The sequence below is a fragment of the Zhongshania guokunii genome, assembly GCF_040892635.1.
Lineage (GTDB): Bacteria > Pseudomonadota > Gammaproteobacteria > Pseudomonadales > Spongiibacteraceae > Spongiibacter > Spongiibacter guokunii.
The window spans coordinates 75,866-96,448 of the sequence record NZ_JBFRYA010000015.1 but is presented as its reverse complement, the minus strand read 5'-3'; the positions used below and the strand labels follow the sequence as shown (position 1 = coordinate 96,448).

Annotated in this window: 12 protein-coding genes; 2 read left to right on the top strand and 10 right to left on the bottom strand. The window is 50.7% G+C overall.

The window, feature by feature from the left end:
- Positions 1-7,559 (top strand): Ig-like domain-containing protein (locus tag AB4876_RS15645; RefSeq protein WP_368382688.1); only part of this gene is annotated, 7,559 nt, incomplete at its 5' end.
- A 278-nt stretch (positions 7,560-7,837) separates the two neighbouring features.
- On the opposite strand, the gene AB4876_RS15640 is transcribed toward AB4876_RS15645, so the two are convergent.
- On the bottom strand, positions 7,838-8,131 hold the full coding sequence (locus tag AB4876_RS15640; protein ID WP_368382687.1) for a putative quinol monooxygenase: 294 nt from the start codon (positions 8,129-8,131) through the stop codon (positions 7,838-7,840).
- A gap of 257 nt (positions 8,132-8,388) precedes the next feature.
- Between AB4876_RS15640 and AB4876_RS15635 the strand changes: the two genes are divergently transcribed.
- The gene (locus AB4876_RS15635; protein ID WP_368382686.1) at positions 8,389-9,969 is read left to right on the top strand and encodes an alpha/beta hydrolase family protein; all 1,581 of its coding nucleotides are present in this window, start codon (positions 8,389-8,391) and stop codon (positions 9,967-9,969) included.
- Positions 9,970-10,217: 248 nt separating this feature from the next.
- On the opposite strand, the gene hsdR is transcribed toward AB4876_RS15635, so the two are convergent.
- From hsdR to AB4876_RS15590, 9 genes are all read right to left on the bottom strand, one after another.
- The gene (hsdR, locus tag AB4876_RS15630) at positions 10,218-12,656 is read right to left on the bottom strand and encodes an EcoAI/FtnUII family type I restriction enzme subunit R (protein WP_368382685.1); all 2,439 of its coding nucleotides are present in this window, start codon (positions 12,654-12,656) and stop codon (positions 10,218-10,220) included.
- Positions 12,657-12,819: 163 nt separating this feature from the next.
- Positions 12,820-13,812, bottom strand: a complete 993-nt coding sequence (locus AB4876_RS15625; RefSeq protein WP_368382684.1) for a virulence RhuM family protein/type II toxin-antitoxin system death-on-curing family toxin — start codon at positions 13,810-13,812, stop codon at positions 12,820-12,822.
- A gap of 23 nt (positions 13,813-13,835) precedes the next feature.
- Positions 13,836-15,059: a restriction endonuclease subunit S gene (locus AB4876_RS15620; RefSeq protein WP_368382683.1), complete on the bottom strand. Its 1,224-nt coding sequence runs from the start codon at positions 15,057-15,059 to the stop codon at positions 13,836-13,838.
- A complete protein-coding gene (locus tag AB4876_RS15615; RefSeq protein WP_368382682.1) occupies positions 15,059-16,528 on the bottom strand; it encodes a class I SAM-dependent DNA methyltransferase in 1,470 nt (489 codons plus the stop codon). Before AB4876_RS15615 ends, AB4876_RS15620 begins: the two co-directional genes overlap by 1 nt.
- 93 nt (positions 16,529-16,621) lie before the next feature.
- Positions 16,622-16,927 (bottom strand): hypothetical protein, encoded by a 306-nt coding sequence (locus tag AB4876_RS15610; RefSeq protein WP_368382681.1) that lies wholly within the window; start codon positions 16,925-16,927, stop codon positions 16,622-16,624.
- A gap of 68 nt (positions 16,928-16,995) precedes the next feature.
- Positions 16,996-17,592 carry a YagK/YfjJ domain-containing protein gene (locus AB4876_RS15605; RefSeq protein WP_368382680.1) on the bottom strand — a complete coding sequence of 199 codons (597 nt, stop codon included), beginning with the start codon at positions 17,590-17,592 and terminating at the stop codon, positions 16,996-16,998.
- Positions 17,593-17,846: 254 nt separating this feature from the next.
- Positions 17,847-18,047, bottom strand: coding sequence for a helix-turn-helix transcriptional regulator (locus tag AB4876_RS15600; protein ID WP_368382679.1), 201 nt, complete (start codon positions 18,045-18,047; stop codon positions 17,847-17,849).
- A gap of 99 nt (positions 18,048-18,146) precedes the next feature.
- Complete coding sequence (locus AB4876_RS15595) at positions 18,147-18,803, bottom strand: hypothetical protein (protein WP_368382678.1); 657 nt, start codon at positions 18,801-18,803, stop codon at positions 18,147-18,149.
- Complete coding sequence (locus AB4876_RS15590) at positions 18,793-20,031, bottom strand: tyrosine-type recombinase/integrase (RefSeq protein ID WP_368382677.1); 1,239 nt, start codon at positions 20,029-20,031, stop codon at positions 18,793-18,795. The genes AB4876_RS15595 and AB4876_RS15590 overlap by 11 nt, the downstream gene beginning before the upstream one ends.
- Between the last annotated feature and the right edge of the window lie 552 nt (positions 20,032-20,583).

The window sequence follows — 20,583 nt, the reverse complement described above, 5'->3', positions numbered from 1 at the left end:
TCAATGTCACCGGTACTGTTGGTGGCGATGCAACCGTTGGTGACGCAATCAGCTTCACCATCAACGGTACGCCATACAGCGGCACCGTGCTGGCGGGCAACACCTACAGCATTGCCGTTGATGGCGCAGACTTGGCGGCCGACATCAGCTTCGATGCGACTGTGACTGGCACTGACGCGACAGGTAATCCATTTACCGCAACCACCACCTCAACCCACACCGTTGATACGGCAGCGACCGCAACGATCACCGTTAACGACATCACCCCAGATGACATCGTGAATGCAGCAGAAGCCGGAAGCACGATTGATGTGACCGGTACTGTCGGCGGCGATGCTACCGTGGGCGACGCAATCAGCTTCACCATCAACGGTACGCCTTACAGCGGCACCGTGCTGGCGGGCAACACCTACAGCATTGCGGTTGACGGCGCTGACCTAGCCGCCGACACGAGCTTCGATGCGACAGTAACGGGTACAGACGCAGCGGGTAATCCGTTCACGGCTACCACGACTTCAACCCACACGGTTGATACCAGCGCGACAGCAACAATCACGGTGAACGACATCACCGCTGACGACATCGTGAACGCGGCCGAAGCCGGAACAAGCATCAACGTCACTGGTTCAGTGGGCGGCGATGCAACCGTAGGTGACGCAATCAGCTTCACCATCAACGGTACGCCATACAGCGGTAATGTACTGGCGGGCAACACCTACAGCATTGCAGTTGATGGCGCCGACTTAGCGACAGACACCAGCTTCGATGCCACGGTGACCGGCACTGATGCAGCGGGTAATCCGTTCACTGCAACGACGACTTCAACCCACACGGTTGATACGTCTGCTGCGGCAACAATCACCGTTAACGACATCACGCCTGATGATATTGTTAACGCAGCCGAAGCTGGAAGTACGATTGATGTAACAGGAACAGTCGGTGGCGACGCCGCGCCTGGCGATACGGTTAGTTTCACCATTAACGGCACGCCATACAGCGGCACCGTCTTGGCTGGCAACACCTACAGCATTGCGGTTGACGGCGCTGACTTGGCGGCCGATACCAGCTTCGATGCCACGGTGACCGGCACTGATGTCGCGGGCAATCCGTTCACCGCAACCACGACCTCAACGCACACCGTTGATACCAGCGCGACCGCAACAATCACGGTTAACGACATCACGGCCGACGACATTGTTAACGCGGCCGAAGCCGGAGCAACCATCAACGTCACCGGTACAGTGGGTGGCGATGCCACGGAGGGCGATACCGTTAGCTTTACGATTAACGGCACGCCTTACAGTGGTACTGTCTTGGCAGGCAACACTTACAGCATTGCGGTTGCGGGCAGCGATCTAGCAGCGCAAACCAGCTTCGATGCCACCGTGACCGGCACTGACGATGCGGGTAATCCATTTACCGCAACCACCACTTCAACCCACACGGTTGATACCTCTGCCTCGGCAACAATCACCGTTAATGATGTTACGCCTGATGACATCGTTAACGCGGCCGAAGCAGGAAGCACGATTGATGTGACAGGTACCGTCGGTGGCGACGCCGCCCCTGGCGATACCGTGAGCTTCACCATCAACGGTACGCCCTACAGCGGCACCGTGCTGGCTGGAAACACCTACAGCATTGCGGTTGACGGCGCAGACTTGGCTGCCGATACCAGCTTCGATGCCACCGTGACGGGCACTGATGCCGCGGGTAATCCGTTCACCGCAACCACGACTTCAACCCACACGGTTGATACGACGGCGAGCGCAACGATCACCGTTAATGACATCACCCCAGATGACATCGTGAACGCGGCCGAAGCAGGAAGCACGATTGATGTGACAGGTACTGTCGGCGGCGATGCAACAGTGGGCGACACTGTCAGCTTCACCATCAACGGCACGCCATACAGCGGTACTGTCTTGGCAGGCAACACCTACAGCATTGCGGTTGACGGCGCCGACTTGGCCGCCGACACCAGCTTCGATGCGACTGTGACTGGCACCGATGCAGCGGGTAATCCGTTCACCGCAACGACTACGTCAACGCATACCGTTGATACGACGGCGAGTGCAACAATCACCGTTAACGACATCACCCCAGATGACATCGTGAATGCGGCTGAAGCAGGAACAAACATCAACGTCACCGGTTCGGTCGGCGGCGACGCCGCGCCTGGCGACACTGTTAGCTTTACTATTAATGGCACGCCATACAGCGGTACTGTCTTGGCGGGGAACACCTACAGCATTGCGGTTGATGGCGCCGACTTGGCCGCCGACACCAGCTTTGATGCGACTGTGACCGGTACTGATGCCGCGGGTAATCCGTTCACGGCAACCACGACCTCAACCCACACGGTTGATACCTCTGGCGCGGCAACAATCACAGTGAATGACATCACCGCTGACGATGTAGTTGATGCGGCGGAAGCGGGCACCACGATCCCCGTGACGGGTAGTGTTGGTGGCGATGCCGCGGTCGGCGACGATGTGACGTTTACGATCAATGGCACGGATTACAGCGGAAAAGTGCTGGCAGGCAATACGTTTAGTATTGATGTTGCTGGCGCGGACTTGGCGGCGGACACGAGCTTTGATGCGACGGTTGCGGGCAGTGATGACGCGGGTAACCCGTTCACGGCGACGACGACCTCGACTCACATGGTTCCACCTAGTATTGACCTCGATGGTGATGTAACCGGTACGGGTTACGTTACTAATTATGTAGAAGGTGGCAGCGGGGTCTCGATTGCAGACAGTGATATTACAATTACAGACGTGGATAGCAGTAACCTGCAGTCTGCGACAATTATTTTAACAAATGCCGAAGCCGACGATTTGTTGAATGTTGGCACACTGCCGTCTGGTATTACTGCTTCGGCTTACAATGCAGCAACAGGTGAACTGACCCTAACGGGTAGCGCAAGCCTAGCTGATTACCAAGCGGCTATTAAGGCAATTCAGTTTGAAAATGCAGGTAATGGCTCTGACACCACTAGGGTGATAGAGGTTATGGTCAGCGATGGCGTTAGTAGCAGTAATGTTGCTATAACGACTATTGATGTAACGACAATTCCGACTGTCTCGATTAACGATGTACTGGTTCAGGAGCCGGCCACGGGCACAACAACGTTAACCTTTACTGTGTCTATCGATGAGGCCTTGGCTTCAGATTTGACCTTTGATTTCAGCACTGTTGATATCAGTGCAACTGGCGGCGCAGATTACCAGTCTATTGGTGTAACCCAGGCTACGATTGCTGCGGGTGACACCACGGCAACCATTACCGTAACGGTTAATAGCGACGCGAATCAGTTTGAAGGAGACGAAACTTTATCGGTTGATATAAGCAACTTTAATCAGGCGGTTAATTTCGAAACCTCTGCGCATACCACAGTAAATGGTATTCAAGGCATTGGTACGATTGGCGCGAATAACGGCGCGCCAGTTGCAGAAGACGACGCATACTTAGCCGCCGAAAATACTGATTTGCTCATTGATAATCTCCTGGCAAACGACACCTTGGTTGATGGTGCGGAAATCACGAGCTTTAGTCAGGGCGGTAGCGGTGTTGTTGTTAATAATGGCGACGGCACATTTACCTATACTCCAAACACGGGCTTCACTGGCACCGATACCTTCACTTACACATTGACCGATGCCGACGGTGAAACAGATACCGCAACAGTCACGGTCAACGTGAGTTCGGCAGCGAATAACCCGCCAATAGTGAGTGGCGTGCCAGATATTAGTTATACCGAAAATGGCGATGCGGCCAAGCTGTTGTCGGGTATTTCAATTACCGATGCTGACAACAATAATCTCTCGTCGGTGGTAGTGAAGGTAGATGGCTATTTGCCGAGTCAAGATTTACTTACGTTCTTGACTGCCGGTACAGGTGTTGTTGCGACTACCGCTGTGGTGGGCGGAGTGTGGCAGCTGACACTGAGTGGCGGTGACGATATTAGCGATTACTTGACCGTGCTTAGTACACTTGAATATCAAAACAGTTCAGATAACCCAAGCTCATCGCCGCGCACCGTAACTGTTGAAGCTTACGATGAAGATTTCAATAATCTTTATGGTTCTGATAGCGGCAATATTGCGGTAACGCCTGTTAATGACGGGCCTGATGTATTTGACGATGCAGTCTTCTTTGTTGACGGCTCAGAAGATAATGAACTGAATATTCAGGCGCCAACTGATCCAGATACCGACGACAGTTTGCTACAAATCACGGTTACTGGCTTGCCCGGTGCATTAGGTACGGTCACCCTGGCCGATGGCACACCAGTTGCGATTGGCGACACACTTACTGCGGCACAATTATCTAGTTTGCAGTTTGATGCGGGTCCTACTGATGGCCAAGCGACATTTACTTATGATGTGTTTGACGGCGAGCTCACGACATCCGCAGTAACTACCATTCAGGTTGGCTCTACTGCAGCAGACAGCGGCACGGTGAGTGAAAGTGCATTAAGTGGCGGTACTGGCGACGGTACAACGATCGTTACTGGCAATCTGTTAGATAACGATGCAGCAGCCACTAACGCTAGCAATATCGACAGCATAAACGGTCAGACGCCTGTTGGTGGCATCATTACCGTTGCTACGGCGATAGGCACACTTACGGTTTATGCCGACGATAGCACGCCGGGCTTCAGCGCTGGTGATTACAGCTACGAGCTGACTCAGGCCGACGGTAGCGGTAATGATGTTGATGAAGTGTTTAATTACACCTTCACAGAAAGTGGCACGGCCTTTTCTAATAGCCTCACCGTAGCGGTTATTGACGACGTCCCCGTGGCGAATCCTATCGCTGAATCGGTACCTGAATCGAATGAACAAATTTTCAATTTGGTCATGACCTTAGATACCTCAGGTAGTATGGGCTGGTCCTTAACGAATAATAATGCGCCACCAGCTGGCGAACCTACACGTCTCGATGTTGCTAAACAGGCGGTCGGCTCACTGACATCGGAATTTTTTGAGCAGTCGTCACAGGTATCGGTCACCTTGGTGTCATTCTCGACAACAGCTAGCATGGTAGGAACCTACGATAATTTCGAAGACTTCCAAAGTGCCCTAAATGCCCTGACAGCGGTTGGCGGCACAAATTATGTTAGTGCGCTGGATGAAATTGAAGCAGACCTAGCTGCAGATTTGGCCACGCAAGACCCTGCAGATGGCATACAAAATATTTCTTACTTTGTATCTGACGGGGTGTCTAGCACCTCACCCATTGGCGGTGGCTTTAAAGACTTTGTTAACGACAATGGCATTAATTCATTTGCCATTGGCATTGGCCCTGGCTTGGCAAGTGGTAGTGCAGACCTAGACTTTATTCACAATATCGATTCATTGCAGCAGGGCGGTGGTCATGCCGACGGCGCGATAATTGTTGCAGATATTACGCAGCTAGAGGCAGAACTACTTAACACAGTTCCTACAGCCTTTGGCGGCAACATCACGGCCAACGGCAGTGTTAAAAATGTTGAATTTGGTGCCGACGGCGGTTACGTCGAAAGCATCAATATGGATATCGACGGTACTAACTACACCTTCAGTTATGACGGCACTGCTGTCACGGTTTCGCCTAGTTTGACCGGCGCTGAGTTCGAAGGAACTCTACTGACCATTGGCAACGATGTAGCGGGCTTTGATCTGGGGGTATTTACCTTTGATTTCTCCGACGGCTCATACACCTTAAGCTCGCCCAACGGCAACGCTGGTGAGCAGCTGGTCTTTGACTACACCGTTGTTGATGGCGATGGCGATACGGCAACCTCTACGGCAACGATTGATGTACTGGATAATGCCCCTACGGCAAACGATGACTTGCACTCAATTGCTGCTGGAGAAGTTGCCGAAGGCAACGTCATTAATGCGCTTGGCACCGATGGCGGTCCAGCCCTTGGTAATAGCTTTACACCATTTGCTGCGCAGGGTGGTGGTATCGACACGATAGTTGATGGTGCGACCATTACCGAAATGAACTTTAGAGGTGAGAGCTTTAATCTCGACTTCGATAGCAGCAGCATTCCTGCTGGTGGTGCATCGGGAACATTAAGCTGGAGCTTCAGCGTAACTACCGATAATTTTGGCAACGAAATTGCGCAGGTGGTTGTAGTCGATAGTAATGACGATTCGGAGCTGGTGTTTAACGAATCTGGCTATTACAAATTTACCCCAGACGCGTTTGCACAACAGGAATTCTCGGTAAATACCACGTCGCAAAGTAATGTTAATGATGCTGACTTTAGCATTGCGATGACATCGGGCAGTACTGGCAGCGGGCTTCAATATAGCGGTGATGGTGTTGGTGTTAGTGGCGGTAATGGTCAGCTATTAAGTCAGGGAGAGGAAATTACCCTCACCTTTGACGCGACCGCCTTGCCAAATGGTGTGCGAAATCTTGTGCTGACATTAGATGATTTCCAGCAGCAGTATGGGGATCAGGTCACTGTGGTAGTGTCACATGACACTGACGGTGATGGCGTCGTTACGCAAAGTACCATAACGTACTCCGCTCAGAATAATAGTGAACGAGAAACACTGGACTTATCGCAGTTCTCTTCGATTACCGCTATTGATGTGGCCTACACAGGGTCAGGTTACGACACCGGTTTGTATAATGTTTCCTACCAGCCTCAAGGTAGTGCGAGTGCGAGTGCGAGTGCGGGTGAGCCAGAGGTTATTGGCTACACGCTGACCGACTCAGACGGCCAATCGGATACGGCCCAGCTCAATATTCATACTATTGAAAATGAGATCAACGGCACCGCCGCTGACGATAGTATTGTGGGTGGCGTTCTGAACGACGCGATTAGCGGTGGCGATGGCGATGATACTTTGCGGGGTGAAGCTGGTTCTGATGTGATCAGTGGTGGCGCTGGCGACGACACCTTGCTTGGCGGTGATGGCAGCGACAGTCTCTCCGGCGGCGCAGGAAGTGATACTTTGCTCGGCGGCGCTGGGGCTGATCACCTCGACGGTGGCCTCGGTGACGATACTATCGATGGCGGCACAGGCGACGACGTAGCCCAAGGCGGCGCGGGTAGCGACACAATATACGGTGGTGCTGGTGCAGATATCTTGCGCGGCGACGCGGGTGACGACAGCCTCTTTGGTGGTAAAGGTGACGATACGCTGCTCGGCGGAAAGGGCGATGATATCCTCGCCGGCGGCCAGGGTGATGACAGCCTAATGGGTGGTGATGGACGTGATACCTTTGTGTGGAGCAATGTCGATAAAGGCAGTAGTGCTGACCCCGCAGAAGATGTGATACTTGATTTTGAAGCTGGCTCTGGTGGCGATGTATTGCATCTCGCAGATTTGCTGCAAGGCGAAGAGAGTGGCGATCTTAGCGATTACCTCAGCTTCCAAAGTGATGGTAGCGGCGGCACTATCGTTAATATCGATATCAGTGGCGATACCGGATCATCGCAGCAGCACATCACCCTGAAGGGCGTTGATCTAACCGCCGGTGGTGCTTTAACGGATCAAGACATTATTAATGACTTGCTCTCAAACGGGAATTTGATCGTCGATTAAGCTTGGTTATATAACTCTGCGGCTAAGGAGGGCTGCAGAGTATTTTGACAGTGATATTGGTTGTGCTCACGTTAGTGATTTTTTTCAAAGAAGCTTCACAAAACTGAGGATGTACTTTAAATTTTTGCTTGGATAAAACTTGAACACGGTGAATTTTTTTATTCGTTGACAAAGAAATGATATGCCTTGCTTTAGCTGCGGGAGATCGACGCTAAATTAGTGGCTTGTATTGCCTGTGCGTAACAAAATCTGTGTCAGCACAGGCGTTCTATTCAAAATTAAATACCAGTATTTTCAAAAAAACTCATTTTAGGTTTGTCGACAATCATTTCGCCAAGCTTGGTAAAAACACCGGTTTCTCCGCGCCAGTTAAAATAGTTTTGGTAAGCCTCGCGGCTTTCCCATGTTTCGTATACCACAAAGTTATTCGGCTTATCGAGATTGTTCAGTACGTCAATTTGAATGAAACCTTCGTAGCGTCGCGTATCGGGCAAGATTTCAGCAAAATACGCCTTTACTTCGTCGGCTTTACCTTCCGCTGCATCGAACTCAAGAATGACTTGGACCGCCATATTATTTTCCTTTCTGATGTGAGTGGTTTCGCCTTTGCAGGCCAGTATTTACTTAAAATCTAAATGATCATACTTGCTGCCGAGCGCTTTGCACAACTCTGCGCCTAGCTATTTTTCGAACAATAGACGGCAGGCTTTACACTGGTAGTGTGAGGGTTTTACTGGTGCTTTGCGTAAAGTAGAAATAGACTTTGCCGTGTATGAGTCTATTTAATGTATGTAATTTAAATAATAATTGGGGCGGTGATGTGGAAGTCGTGAGTAGACTAAAGTTCAAAAATATTGGGGTAGTTGCGTTGGCGCTCCTTACTCTCGTTGCCTGCCGCTCGGGCTCATCGACACCGCAGAGGAGTACAGATACTGACCCGCCAGCTCCGGTCGCTACGCTACCCCAGAATTTAGATCGGAGTTGTGATCTTGCAGAGTATCCTAGCGCGGAATGGACGCAATGTGAGTTGGTTAATTTTGCAAAAACCTCAGAAGCGCTGGTTGAGCAGGCCGATCCAGCATTTTTGCAGCGCTTTACTGAACAGTCTTTGTCCAATACCCAAGAATGGGTGGCGCGCGGCGTTTCCGACCCTAGTTGGTTAAGCCCTCAATCAGCTAATACCGCGTTGCTGCCGCTATGCACTACCGGGGGGCTTCAGTGCGTGGCAGACCCTTTTCGCTATCCTGCTGCGATGGGAGCAAACGGTGCGCTGTTTTATACCGACGAAGCCGAGGTGGTGCCGGTAGTCTTTTATGATCGCGAATGTGCCCGTTTAAGTGGCCAAGTTTGGCGGCCTAGGGATATTGCTGAAAACGCAAAGCTGCCGAACGTCGTTATTACTAACGGCTCCGTGCAGGCCCCCCAGGCCGCATACTGGTTTGTGGTGCAGCCGTTGGTGCGGGCAGGCTACGTGGTTTTAACGTTTGACCCCCGCGGCCAAGGCCGTTCAGATCAGCAAGCGCCAAATGGCCAACAGGGCAGTAATGCCAACTTGGCTGTGTTCTGGGAGGGCCAAGTCGATGCAATCGACTTCGTTCGCTCGTCACCCAGTAAGCCCTATCCCCAAAACATCAGTTGCAAAGGGACATACCCTACGGCTGTTACCGACTTTAACCCCTTCTGGAATTATCAAGACCCAGAGCGCCTGGGTATCGCAGGGCATTCCGCGGGTGCTATCGGAGTCTCGGTTGTGCAGGGATACGGTGCTCGTGATGCGGAGCCTTGGCCGGGGCAGTTGGATACTGAAAACCCCGTAAAAGTGGCGGTCGCTTGGGATAGTTTTGTTACACCTGAGGGTGACGGCCTTGCACCACTGACAAATATTGGCGGCCCAGATCCATTGAATACTGTGTTGTCGTCGGTTTTAACGGGTGGCGTATTACCTGCGTTCGGTCCGCGCGTGCCTGCCTTAAGTTTCAGCGCAGACTATGGTTTTGCGCCGCTGGCTTACACTTCCCCGCCTGATCCTGCGAGTCATAATCTCGCCATGTTGCTGTGGCAGCAAGCGGGCATTCCATTTTATTCATTAACGTTTCAAGGCACGACGCATTTTGATTACTCACTTATCCCCAGCTTTCCATCAACTAGTTGGTGTCCGGAGCCGGCGAGTGGAGCTTGTGAGGATGGTTGGGGTGCACCCGCAATTGTGCACTACAGCGTTGCGTGGTTTGACCGTTGGCTGAAATTGCCTGGCGAGTTAGGTTATGAGGATGCAGATCAGCGCTTGATCGATGATGCTGGGCCGCAGGGGGCAATTAAAATGAGCTTCCGCTATTTATCGGCACGAGATTACTCCGATCGCTCAGGTAATTCTCAACGTTGCGACAATATTCGTGGGGGTTGTTTATGACTTAAACGAATACTTAAAAATTGGTTCGATGGGGTAGAGCCCGATGTTTTGATTACTGGGCGAACTGAGCTGGTTTGAGTGTTTTTGGATTGCGATTAGTAGTAAATCGTCGATTTTGATCAAGAAAATAGTGGTGCAGAGACAACTTACAACCTTTAGGCTAACACATTGATATTTAATATTTTTACCGTGTTGTGGAAATCCATGTACCCCTAAAAAGTACCCCTTTTGGTGGGGCTAATGCGGATTTAATCCGCATTTTGTTGGTACAGATGCCGCTGAAACCCGAAGAAGGTGTCTTTAATTACTCGCGGTGACCCTAGTTCACTGGCTGCATCGCTGATCGTATTGTATCGGATTTTGACCAGACCGCTCATATTCTTGCTCGAAAGCTGCTGCACACCGTCTTCAATATACTTATCCAGCACGAAGTTGATGAAGGCTTGCTGTTTGTAGTCGGCAAAGGCGTGGTTAATGGCAGGCTTGGCTAATTTCACCCTGTCGGCGCGGGTTTGGGTTTCGGCGGCATAGGCTACGTAAGCCAATACGTCGTAAACATCGCTGTCTTTGGCGTCGATCAGTTCTTTCATGCTTTCCAGTTTTTCTTCGTCGTAACCGGCTTCGGCTAAGTCGCCGAGCAGCTTCTCGCGGGTTGTTGGGTCGCTCCAAATTGCGCGCAGTTGGTCTTCGTCTTGAAAGAAGCGCGGTAGGTCGTCGAACATACGCTCAACGAACTCTCGGGCGGTAATTGGCTTGCCCTCGCTACTCCAGTACATCACCGAGGAGATGTGTTTGATCTGGCGGGCTTTACCGTCAGACAGGGTGATTTCAATCTTGTTCTCGCACTGGCAAGGTCGTTCGCCGCAGTCAGGGCAAGGCGCTGGTTCTGGCTTTTCGCATATGCAGGGCTTTTGTGAGCAGATTGAACAGGTTTTCGCGCCAACTTTCTCGCAGCTACAGGGCGACTCACCACACTTAGCGCAGACTTCCCCTTCTATCGGTTCGCCATCCCATTCTGGGTCAGCGAAGTTGTAGTGGGCTTTTACAAAGTCGAAAACCGTGAAGTAGTCTTTGCCCTCGTAAGTGCGGGTGCCGCGTCCGATGATCTGTTTGAACTCGATCATATTGTTGCAGGGCCGCATCAGCACAATATTGCGCACATTGCGGGCGTCTACGCCAGTTGACAGCTTTCGTGAGGTGGTGAGAATTGTCGGAATGGTTTTCTCGTTGTCCTGAAAAATCTTCAGGTCGTTCTCGCCAGCCGCGCCGTCATTGGCGGTTACCCGCACGCTGTAGTTGGGGTTCGTTGTCCAGCCCTTCTGCACGGCATATTGATTTATAAAGTCCCGCACCATACCGGCGTGAACTTGGGTGGCGCAGAAGACGATGGTTTTCTCCTTGCTGCCGATCCTATCCATCCAATAGTGAACGCGGCGCTTCTCACGTTCGGGAATAGTGATGGTGCGATTAAAGTCACCTTCTTTGTAAACCTTGCCTGCCTCGGGTTCGCCTTTAATCACTACGCCGTCGCCGGGGGTGTACACATATTCGTCCATGGTGCCGACAATAGGCAGCACTTTAAACGGGGTGAGAAAGCCGTCGTTAATGCCTTCTTTCAGAGTATAGCTATACACCGGCTCGCCGAAGTAAGCGTAGGTGTCGGCGTTGTCGGTGCGCTTGGGCGTAGCGGTTAAACCGAGCTGTACCGCCGGTGCAAAGTAAGTGAGAATTTCCCGCCAGCTACTTTCGTCGTTAGCGCCGCCCCGGTGACATTCATCGACAATAATGAGGTCGAAAAAGTCGGCGGGGTAGTCGCCAAAATAGGGTGTAGGTTTGCCGCTATCGTCTTCACCGCCGCTCATAAAGGTTTGGAATATGGTGAAGAACACACTGGCGTTTTTGGGCACCGCGCCTTTCTTCTTTATCTCGCTAGGGTTGATGCGGGCAATGGCGTCTTCTCCAAACGGGCCAAAGTCGTTAAAGGCTTGGTTGGCTAATACATTGCGGTCGGCTAAAAATAGAATGCGCGGGCGACGGCTGGCCACGTCGGGTGTCTTCTGGGCGCTGACTGACCAGCGGCTATTAAACAACTTCCACGCGGTTTGAAAGGCAATACAGGTTTTGCCGGTGCCGGTGGCGAGGGTCAGCAAGATGCGCTGCTGGCCTTGGGCGATGGCATCTAAGGTGTTGTTGATGGCATTTTCTTGATAGTAGCGGGGTGACCAATCGCCTTTGCGCTCGAACGGTATTTGCGCAAAGCGCTGGCGCCAAATTGCCGCAAAGTCTGGTTCGGCTTGGTCAAAGCTCAAAGCCCACAGTGCCTCGGGGCTTAAGTAATCGCTCACCAAGGTCTCGTGGCCGGTGAGCATATCCATCATGTAAATGTCGTGGCCGTTGCTGGCGTAGGCAATGCGGCATTGCAGGCGTTGGGCGTAGTCTTTGGCTTGGCGAACGCCCTCGCTGTAACTCAGGCTTTCTTTTTTGGCTTCAATGACCGCGAGCTTGCGGCCGCGATACACCAATACATAGTCACTAGAAACACTGGTGCCGCGCTTGCCGCCGCTCATAATGCGACCAGGGGCGATGACTTCGCGGCGAATAAAGCTGTCGTCCACCAGACCCCAGCCTATAGCGGCTAGTTTCGGATCGATCAGTTCGGCGCGGGTATCGGCTTCATTTCTGCTCATAAAACGTCCAGTGTCATCTCTTCGTGGCTCCATCGCTGCGCGTCGGAATCAAGAGCGAGTCAAGAAAGTAAATGGTCTCTAACTATTTGATATTTATTAAGTAAAATTTTCTTCTCTACCGTATATGTGGTTTTTTAAGATTTTGAGTCAAGAAATATCACCCTCATTCCATACTATTAAGCATATGCATCACCAGCCGAATTAGCACCTCTTTTTGAGCGGGAGCCGACTCGGCAATTAAGAGGGTGAGCGCGGCAAGGCCTACATCATTAATAATGACTTCGCCTTTGGGGTTGTAGAGGTGATTATTGCGGTGCAGAAAGTCCACAAACAAGTAGGCGCCGCTGCGCTTATTGCCGTCGCTGAAGGGGTGGTTCTTCACCACAAAATACAGCAGATGAGCAGCCTTGCTCTCTATGGTGGGGTAAGCAGGCTCACCGAATACGGTTTGGTCGAGGTTGCCGAGAATCGACGCCAGCCCATCTTCCCGCAGGCGGGCGAACAGATCGGTGGCTTCACCGCGTGCCATAAGGGTTTGCTTCAAGGTGTTTAACGCAGCCATGGCTTCGTTGGCACTGGGCAGGGCGCCACCAGTGGCGCCCTTTGGTTCGGCTAATAAGCCCTCGTCGTATTGCTGTAGCCATAAAAAGGTTTGGGTGTAGCGGCTCACAATGTCGACCAAGCCGCTGCCAGCCTCGGCAGAGAGCGCGGGTGACTTGGCGGTTTTCTGGATCAGGGCCAAAGCCTGTTGCAACTCTTCGGCATTTTGCTCAAAGCGCTGGCGGTTGAGGGTGTAGCCCTTAGTCAAATGCTCGCGGAGGGTGCGAGTGGCCCAAATCCGGAACTGCGTGCCTTTTTTAGAGCTGACCCTGTAGCCCACTGAAATAATCGCGTCTAGGTTGTAGTGGTCTACTTCCCTTTCTACTTGGCGCTTGCCCTCAGTGCGAACTATCCGGAATTTCCGGATAGTTGCTGCCGAGTCTAGCTCGGCCTCCTTGTAGATGTTTTTTAAGTGTTCATTGACGGTACGTACATCCTTGTCGAATAGCTCGGCCATCTGCTTCTGGCTCAACCACAGCGTTTCCTGCTGGCTATCCAGCCGCACCTCAACCTCGTGGCCATATTGCTGATAAATCAGAATGTCATTATGCATCATTACAGTCCTTTGCAATGCGCATATTAGGCCGCCTGTCCGTCGGTGGCGGCTTTGGCAACGTTCGCGCTTAGCTGGCCGGTGAAGGCTTTATGGAGTAGGGATTTTTTGAGTTCGTCGAGCAAGCTTAGTTTCAAGGAGTAATGTTGTTCTAGTGCTTGCGATTGCTCTACTATCAAGTCAATTTTTTTGACTAGCAAGCTCTGTTTCTCGAGGTTTGGTATTGATACCTGATAGTTAAAAAGGTGGATACGGTTAACTTTTGGCATGCCTGCTCGTCCTGAACCTGCGATGGCATAATCAGTAAAGTCTTTAGTTAGCAGTAAATAAAACAAATAATTTTTGTCAATTTTTTTTGGAATAGGAGAAAGTGGATACACGTCAGCACTGCAAAGTCCTGTAAAGCTGGGGCGACATACTTTCATAAGATAGGGGCGGATTTTGCTATAAAGAACCATTGAGTCGTCAAAAATGAATTTTCCAGAAATGAGATTTTCTTCTCGAGCAGTTTTGACGTCAATTAGTTCGCCGGTGTTCGTGATTATATTTCCCGCGCCTATATGGGGGAGATCTATATATTGGTCTTCTTTCGGATCAACAAGTTTTGGTGTGATTTCACATATGTCAGACATGCCGACATTTATCCAGCTCTCATCACGCTGATGAAACGCCTGCTGCAAATAACTCTCAAACAACTCGCGGGCATTTTTCAGGTTCTGCTCGGCGTTGGTGCGAGCCTTGTCAATGTCGGCAAAGGCGCTATCGAGTAGGGCGACTACGCGTTTTTGTTCGGGTAGTGGGGGGAGGTCGATCTTTAGGCTCGCGAGTTTACTTATAGTGAGTGTGTCAACCGTGGCTCCTTTCCCGTGATCCAATTGGTTCCACATATTTGAAGATTTAAACCATAGGTCAATGAAGCGACTATCTACGTCTGCCTTTTTTTCAAGCCATAGAACACTTGCGTCCTTAAAATAAAAACGATCACTATCTTTGACAATATATGAGTTTCCAATAGTGCCGATAGCGGTAATCACTATATCCCCTGTTTTGGGGACTCCATACTTAGATGTGAATTCTAAGTAAAGCTCTTCGGAGATAAATAGCTCATTATCAACACACCCGGTTTTACTCAGAGTTGAAATTTCGCGCCCTCGAAAGAATGGTACACCAGATTTTTGCCATTGGGATTTTAGAACACGTTTACTTGAGCGCACATTGAATAGATGACTAATTTGCAGTCTTGCGGGCATCACAGCAATCCCTCAATACCAGCTAAAATATCTTCACTTTCTTTATCCAGCGCAATTATCTCTGCAATAATATCGGCCGGTTCACGCAGGGCCGCTTCTTCTTTGGTATTGGGATTTTTCACCGATAAATCGGATTCTGTGCCTTGGGCAATCTCGGTAACTGATACCGTCCAAGATTTCTCCGAGTCAGCGAAGGTCTTTTGCAGCTCTACAAACTCTGCCATATCAGCGTCATTAAGCGGGTTGGTTTTGCCTAATGAGCGGCCGGGGTCGAGTTGGTAGTACCAGATGTTCTGAGTCGGCTCGCCCTTGGTGAAAAACAGCACCACGGTTTTTACGCCTGCACCTAAAAAGGTTTTAGCGGGGCAGTCGAGTATGGTGTGTAGGTTGCAGTTTTCTAACAGCTCGCGGCGCAAGGCAACGGCTGCGTTGTCGGTGTTTGATAAAAAGGTGTTTTTTATAACGATGGCGGCGCGGCCACCGGGTTTGAGCATTTTAATAAAGTGCTGCAAAAACAGAAATGCGGTTTCGCCGGTTTTAATGGGGAAGTTCTGCTGCACTTCTTTGCGTTCTTTACCGCCAAAGGGTGGGTTGGCGAGAATGATGTCGTGCTGGTTGCTGGGCTGAATGTCTTGTAGATTCTCGCCAAGGGTATTGGTGTGAACGACGTTGGGCGCCTCTATGCCATGCAAAATCATATTCATAATGGCGATGACGTAGGCCAGTGACTTCTTCTCTTTGGCGTAAAAGGTCTTCTCTTGTAGGGTCTTTAGCGCACTGGTCGACAGTTCTTTTTGCTCGCGGCCGCCTTTGCGCAGGTAGTCGTAGGCCTCGCATAAAAAGCCCGCGGAACCGGCAGCGCCGTCGTAGATCGTCTCACCTATTTGCGGCTGAATAACGTCAATCATGGCGCGGATCAGTGGCCGTGGCGTGTAGTATTCACCGCCGTTGCGCCCAGCATTGCCCATGTTCTTGATCTTGGTTTCGTAAAGGTGGCTGAGTTCGTGTTTCTCCTGCTGGGAGCGAAAGCGCAACTCATCGACTTTCTCTAAGGCGTCGCGCAGAGAGTAGCCGCTTTGAATCTTGTTTTTAATCTCGCCAAAAATCTCACCAATCTTGTATTCAATGGTGTCGGGGCCAGTGGCGCGCTGTTTAAAGCCTTTGAGATAAGGGAATAGCTCGCCGTCGACATAGTCCATTAAATCGTCGCCGGTCAGGGCGGTATTGTGATCAAAGCTGCCGTTGACGTCTTTCGGCGCGGCCCAGGCACTCCAGCGGTGAGCTTCATCAATAATGTAGGGGTAGTCCTCGCCCATCATCTCGGCTTCCATGGCGCGTTCCTGCTCGAAATCGTCGAGGTATTTCAGGAACAGCATCCACGAGGTTTGCTCGGTGTAATCCAGCTCGCTAGAACAGCCCGCGTCTTTGTGAAGGATGTCGTCGATATTTTTGAAGGTTTGTTCAAACATAGGTCTATGGTGTCTCTGAGTCGTCCGTGACGATTCTACTCGTCTATTGGTTCTAGCTGAGATTTTGCCTGATATGGGGCGCTCTGTCTGGTTTTATTCCGGTGCGCGCAGGTAGGCTGGGGTGTCGTATAGGGAGTAATCACGCAGTTCCAGTCGCCAATTACTGGCGTTCGGTTTGGCTGCCGTGCTCATTGGTTCTTGAAATATGTCTTGGTACACGGTTTCTAGGGTGTTTTTCGCACTTGAGTTGTCGATGAGGCCGACATAGACCCCAGCTTGGATGAAGCCCTCTAGGCGGTGGCGCTCGGTGGGTGACGCTTTGTAGCCTTCTTTGGACGCCATGCACATCTGGGTGAAGCGTCTTTTAAGTTCATTGCTAAAGTCCTGCGGTGTCTTCATCTATTCTGATCCTTCATTATCGCGGTGTTTGACTGAAAGTTTGGGCTGTTGAGATTCCTAGTATTTCCCTAGTATGCGTCAGTATGTTTTGCTGGCAAGAGTCGATGTCGCAACCTGCTAGCGGAGTAATCGTTGGTCGAAGCGCTTCGCTGCTGTTTGGTGTCTACTTTGGCCAAGTAAGACATGCGAGCCAAGGCCCGCTTAGCCGAATATGGTGCGTTGCGCCTAACCAAGTAGTAGCAGTTGGCCGGTACATATACCCTCCCTAGCTCTCGCCACTCCCACTCATATTGGATGAGCTTGATAAGATTGTGAGGATGGCGACATTTATTGCCGTCAACGATAAACGTTGCGTGGTAGTGCTGCGCATTGCCGGTATTGTGCTCTCGGCACCAGATAAACCCCAGTCGTTTAAAATCGCGTCGGCTTAGCTTTTTGCGAAATCGCCTGACAAAACCTGACATCGGAGCGTTGTCAGTGGTGGCCGCATGCAGGTGAAAGTCTATGCGAAACACAAGCACTTTGCTGTGGTGGGAGAGCATGGCATCCAATTGATCGGCCGCTGCTTGCAGGATTTCAAGGTAGTGGCCTAGATGCGCTTTACCGGGTCCCAATTGAAGCGGGTAGCCATTTACCATGACATTGCCACTAACAATCTTTTTCATGGCAGGCGCTTGGCAGTACGGCTGATAGTAGCGGTCTTCTGGCTGCAATCAGGCCGCAGAATAGTTGAGATAAGGGCGAGAATGGAAAGCTAAGGATTACACTATGGATAATATAAATTACCGAGGGCGAATAGCGGTGGCTGGAGGCTGGCAAGGCCCGCGTATTGCGGGCTTTAGTGGAAATGGAGCGCTGAAAATGGGGGTACAATTTCGGCGTGTGCAAACGCTCTATAAGGGAGGTCATAAAACCGCCCTTAGTTAAGGTTTGAAATCAGTGATCTGATGTCCTCGCAACGCCACGCGGTTGTGCGTGGGCCTAGTTTTACGCCTTTGGGGAAGCGACCGCTTTTGACTCCAGCCCACCACGTACTTTTTCCGATAGGAATTAGTTCGAGGATTTGCGGTAGGCGTAGAAAGCCAGTCTCGGGGATATTGCTGAGGGGCTGGTTTGCCATGTTTCGGACTCCTTAAGTCGAATGAACATGGCAAGGGATTTAATAGAGATTTTTAGTGGTGTTTTGGAACATTCCAAATGAGCGTGGAATATTCCATGGCTAGTTGTCTCCGGCTTCTTTGAGGTACTCGGCGAGCTTTCTCCGACTAACAGGATGCTCGATCCCGGCCTTATCAAGAAGGCTAAGAACAACCTCTGCATCGGTGAATGGCTTGCCGGTGGAGCCTGATATTAAGGCCATCGATAGAGCGCTGATTGTTTTAAGGTACGCGTTCTTCGTTTTGGTTGATATATCACCTGAAATGGGGGCAGGCGCCAGTTTCAGCGGTTCCGGTTTCCAGATTGAACGTATTTTGGAGTAGAAGAATTCAGCTTGTTCGAGGTTGTCTTGATCCATAAACCATGCGGCTATGGCCTTTTGGTCAATTAGTTGCAGATCGCGGAGTTGATGCGTTGGAATATGTCCGATTGCAATTGCCTGGTTGATGGCCTTAAGCCGTCCAATTGCTCCGAGATAAGCGGATTCAAAGAATGCTGCTTTATTTTCATCCCCCAGAAAAGTTGCATAGTACTCGTAGTCATTTTTGGGTGTTTCGTTGTTTTTGAGGCGCCAGTAATCACTTATGATTAAATCGTATTCCTTTTTCGCCTCCTCTAGTGTGTGGAAAGCAAAATGTTTTTTCCCGTTGAAATAGCTGTATATCCCGGACCAAATTAGTGCAATTTCTTCTGCGGTGTACGCTGATTTAAACCCCATATTCATATCCCTTTGAAGTAGCTTTAGGGCTAAGGCTTTGTTGTTTCAGTTCGTCAAGGTAGTTTGCCCATTTCTGCATCATCTCCTGCCTCTGGGGTAGGTGTTGAGTTCGGTTGTAGGCTCTGCCAAGCGGGTCTCGTACTTGGTGTGCGAGCTGATGCTCGATCCACTCGACTCGGAAGCCGAGCTGCTCGTCGAGCATGGTTCGTGCCGATGCACGGAAGCCGTGAGCGCAATGCGTTTTACTCGTATCAATCCCCATGTTTTTGAGGGCTTTATTAATTGTGCCGTTGCTGGCGTGCTTGTCTCGCGGGGATCGCTGGCTTGGGAAGACAAACTTATATTTCCCAGTTAGCGAGTGGAGGTCTTTGAGGATTTCCAGAGCTTTCGGGGGTAGTGGCACGGTATGCGCGATTCGCATCTTCATTTTTTCCGCGGGCAGGTTCCATTCGCCTTTCTCTAGGTCGATCTCAGCCCATTCCATGGCGATCATCTCTCCCGGGCGCTGGAATAGAACTGGGCATAGGGCGAGAAGACATCTGACGACGAATGTGCCTTGGTATTTTTCGATAGCTAACAGTAACTTGCCGAACTCAGCAGGATCGGTAATTGCTGGTCGGTGTTTCGCGACCTTTGGTGCGAGAGCTCCTCGCAGATCGGATGCGGGGTCGTGATTGCATAGTTGATTTAGGCGCGCGTAGCGGAATATTTGGTTAGCAACCTGACGACCATTTCGTGCTGTTTCAGCGGCGCCACGATTTTCAATTCGCTTGAGAGTTTGAAGAAGCTCAAGAGCATTGATTTCGTTTATAGGGCGGGGGCCAAGCCATGGTATTAGGTCATTATCGAGTAATGCTCGTCGCTTCTTCGCTGTCGCTGGAGACCAAGTGGGTAGTTGCTGGTCGTACCACGCGTTAGCAATACATTTGAACGTATTTTCGGTCGCTATGGCGCGGGCAGTTCTTTCTGAGCGCTTGAGCTCCTTTGGGTCGATGCCGTCGCGAAGCAGTTTTCGAGTTTCGTCGCGCCGGTCGCGAGCCTCGCGTAGGGATACTTCTGGGTATACGCCGTAGGCGGCATTGCCTTCCTTCCCGTTGAGGTAGTACTTGTGACGCCAGTATTTTGCCCCGTTGGGCATTACGTGTAGGCGAAGCCCTTTCTCGTCAGAGAGTTTGTACAATTTAATTTTTGGTTTAGCTTGGCGAATTTCTCTGTCAGTGAGGGCCATTTTCGACTCCTGTACGATGGGGGTACAAGAATCGGGGTTTTAATCATGTCCCCCTATTTGTACCCCAGAAGTACCCCGGATGAAGTTGGGTTAATCTGGATCAATTTGGAGTAATAGTACGCTAAGATGTAGATAAATAAAGGGGTTTTAAGCGATTTGAGGTTTTCTTGAGGTGGGGTATGGTGCCCAGAGACGGAATCGAACCGCCGACACGAGGATTTTCAATTCGTAAAGGCTGAATAAATTTTACTTATAAATCAGTTGCTTACGGCGTTTCCCCTTCTTTGCCTATGGCAGTAAATCTCAATAACTAGCAGTTAATTGGGGTGAACTGCTATATGGATTCGTACCATATTAAGGTATTCAACTTTTGGTAGCGGGTCTTTGTAATAAATATGCAATTAAAACAATTGGTTAGTATCTCTCTTATTGAATTTTGGCAGTTTTTTCTGGAAAGATAAGGGGTTCAGGCGTAGAGTTTAGAGCAGAATGGGTGTGTGCTTGATAAGTTGATTTTGAGGCGCCTTCTTATTCCAAAAAGTTATTTCACAT

What these genes read in the sequence shown, in the direction of transcription:
- AB4876_RS15640 (WP_368382687.1), bottom strand. Translation starts at nt 8,131, where the DNA reads ATGGCGGTCCAAGTCATTCTTGAGTTCGATGCAGCGGAAGGTAAAGCC.
- hsdR (WP_368382685.1), bottom strand. Translation starts at nt 12,656, where the DNA reads ATGAGCAGAAATGAAGCCGATACCCGCGCCGAACTGATCGATCCGAAA.
- AB4876_RS15625 (WP_368382684.1), bottom strand. Translation starts at nt 13,812, where the DNA reads ATGATGCATAATGACATTCTGATTTATCAGCAATATGGCCACGAGGTT.
- AB4876_RS15620 (WP_368382683.1), bottom strand. Translation starts at nt 15,059, where the DNA reads ATGCCCGCAAGACTGCAAATTAGTCATCTATTCAATGTGCGCTCAAGT.
- AB4876_RS15615 (WP_368382682.1), bottom strand. Translation starts at nt 16,528, where the DNA reads ATGTTTGAACAAACCTTCAAAAATATCGACGACATCCTTCACAAAGAC.
- AB4876_RS15610 (WP_368382681.1), bottom strand. Translation starts at nt 16,927, where the DNA reads ATGAAGACACCGCAGGACTTTAGCAATGAACTTAAAAGACGCTTCACC.
- AB4876_RS15605 (WP_368382680.1), bottom strand. Translation starts at nt 17,592, where the DNA reads ATGAAAAAGATTGTTAGTGGCAATGTCATGGTAAATGGCTACCCGCTT.
- AB4876_RS15600 (WP_368382679.1), bottom strand. Translation starts at nt 18,047, where the DNA reads ATGGCAAACCAGCCCCTCAGCAATATCCCCGAGACTGGCTTTCTACGC.
- AB4876_RS15595 (WP_368382678.1), bottom strand. Translation starts at nt 18,803, where the DNA reads ATGGGGTTTAAATCAGCGTACACCGCAGAAGAAATTGCACTAATTTGG.
- AB4876_RS15590 (WP_368382677.1), bottom strand. Translation starts at nt 20,031, where the DNA reads ATGGCCCTCACTGACAGAGAAATTCGCCAAGCTAAACCAAAAATTAAA.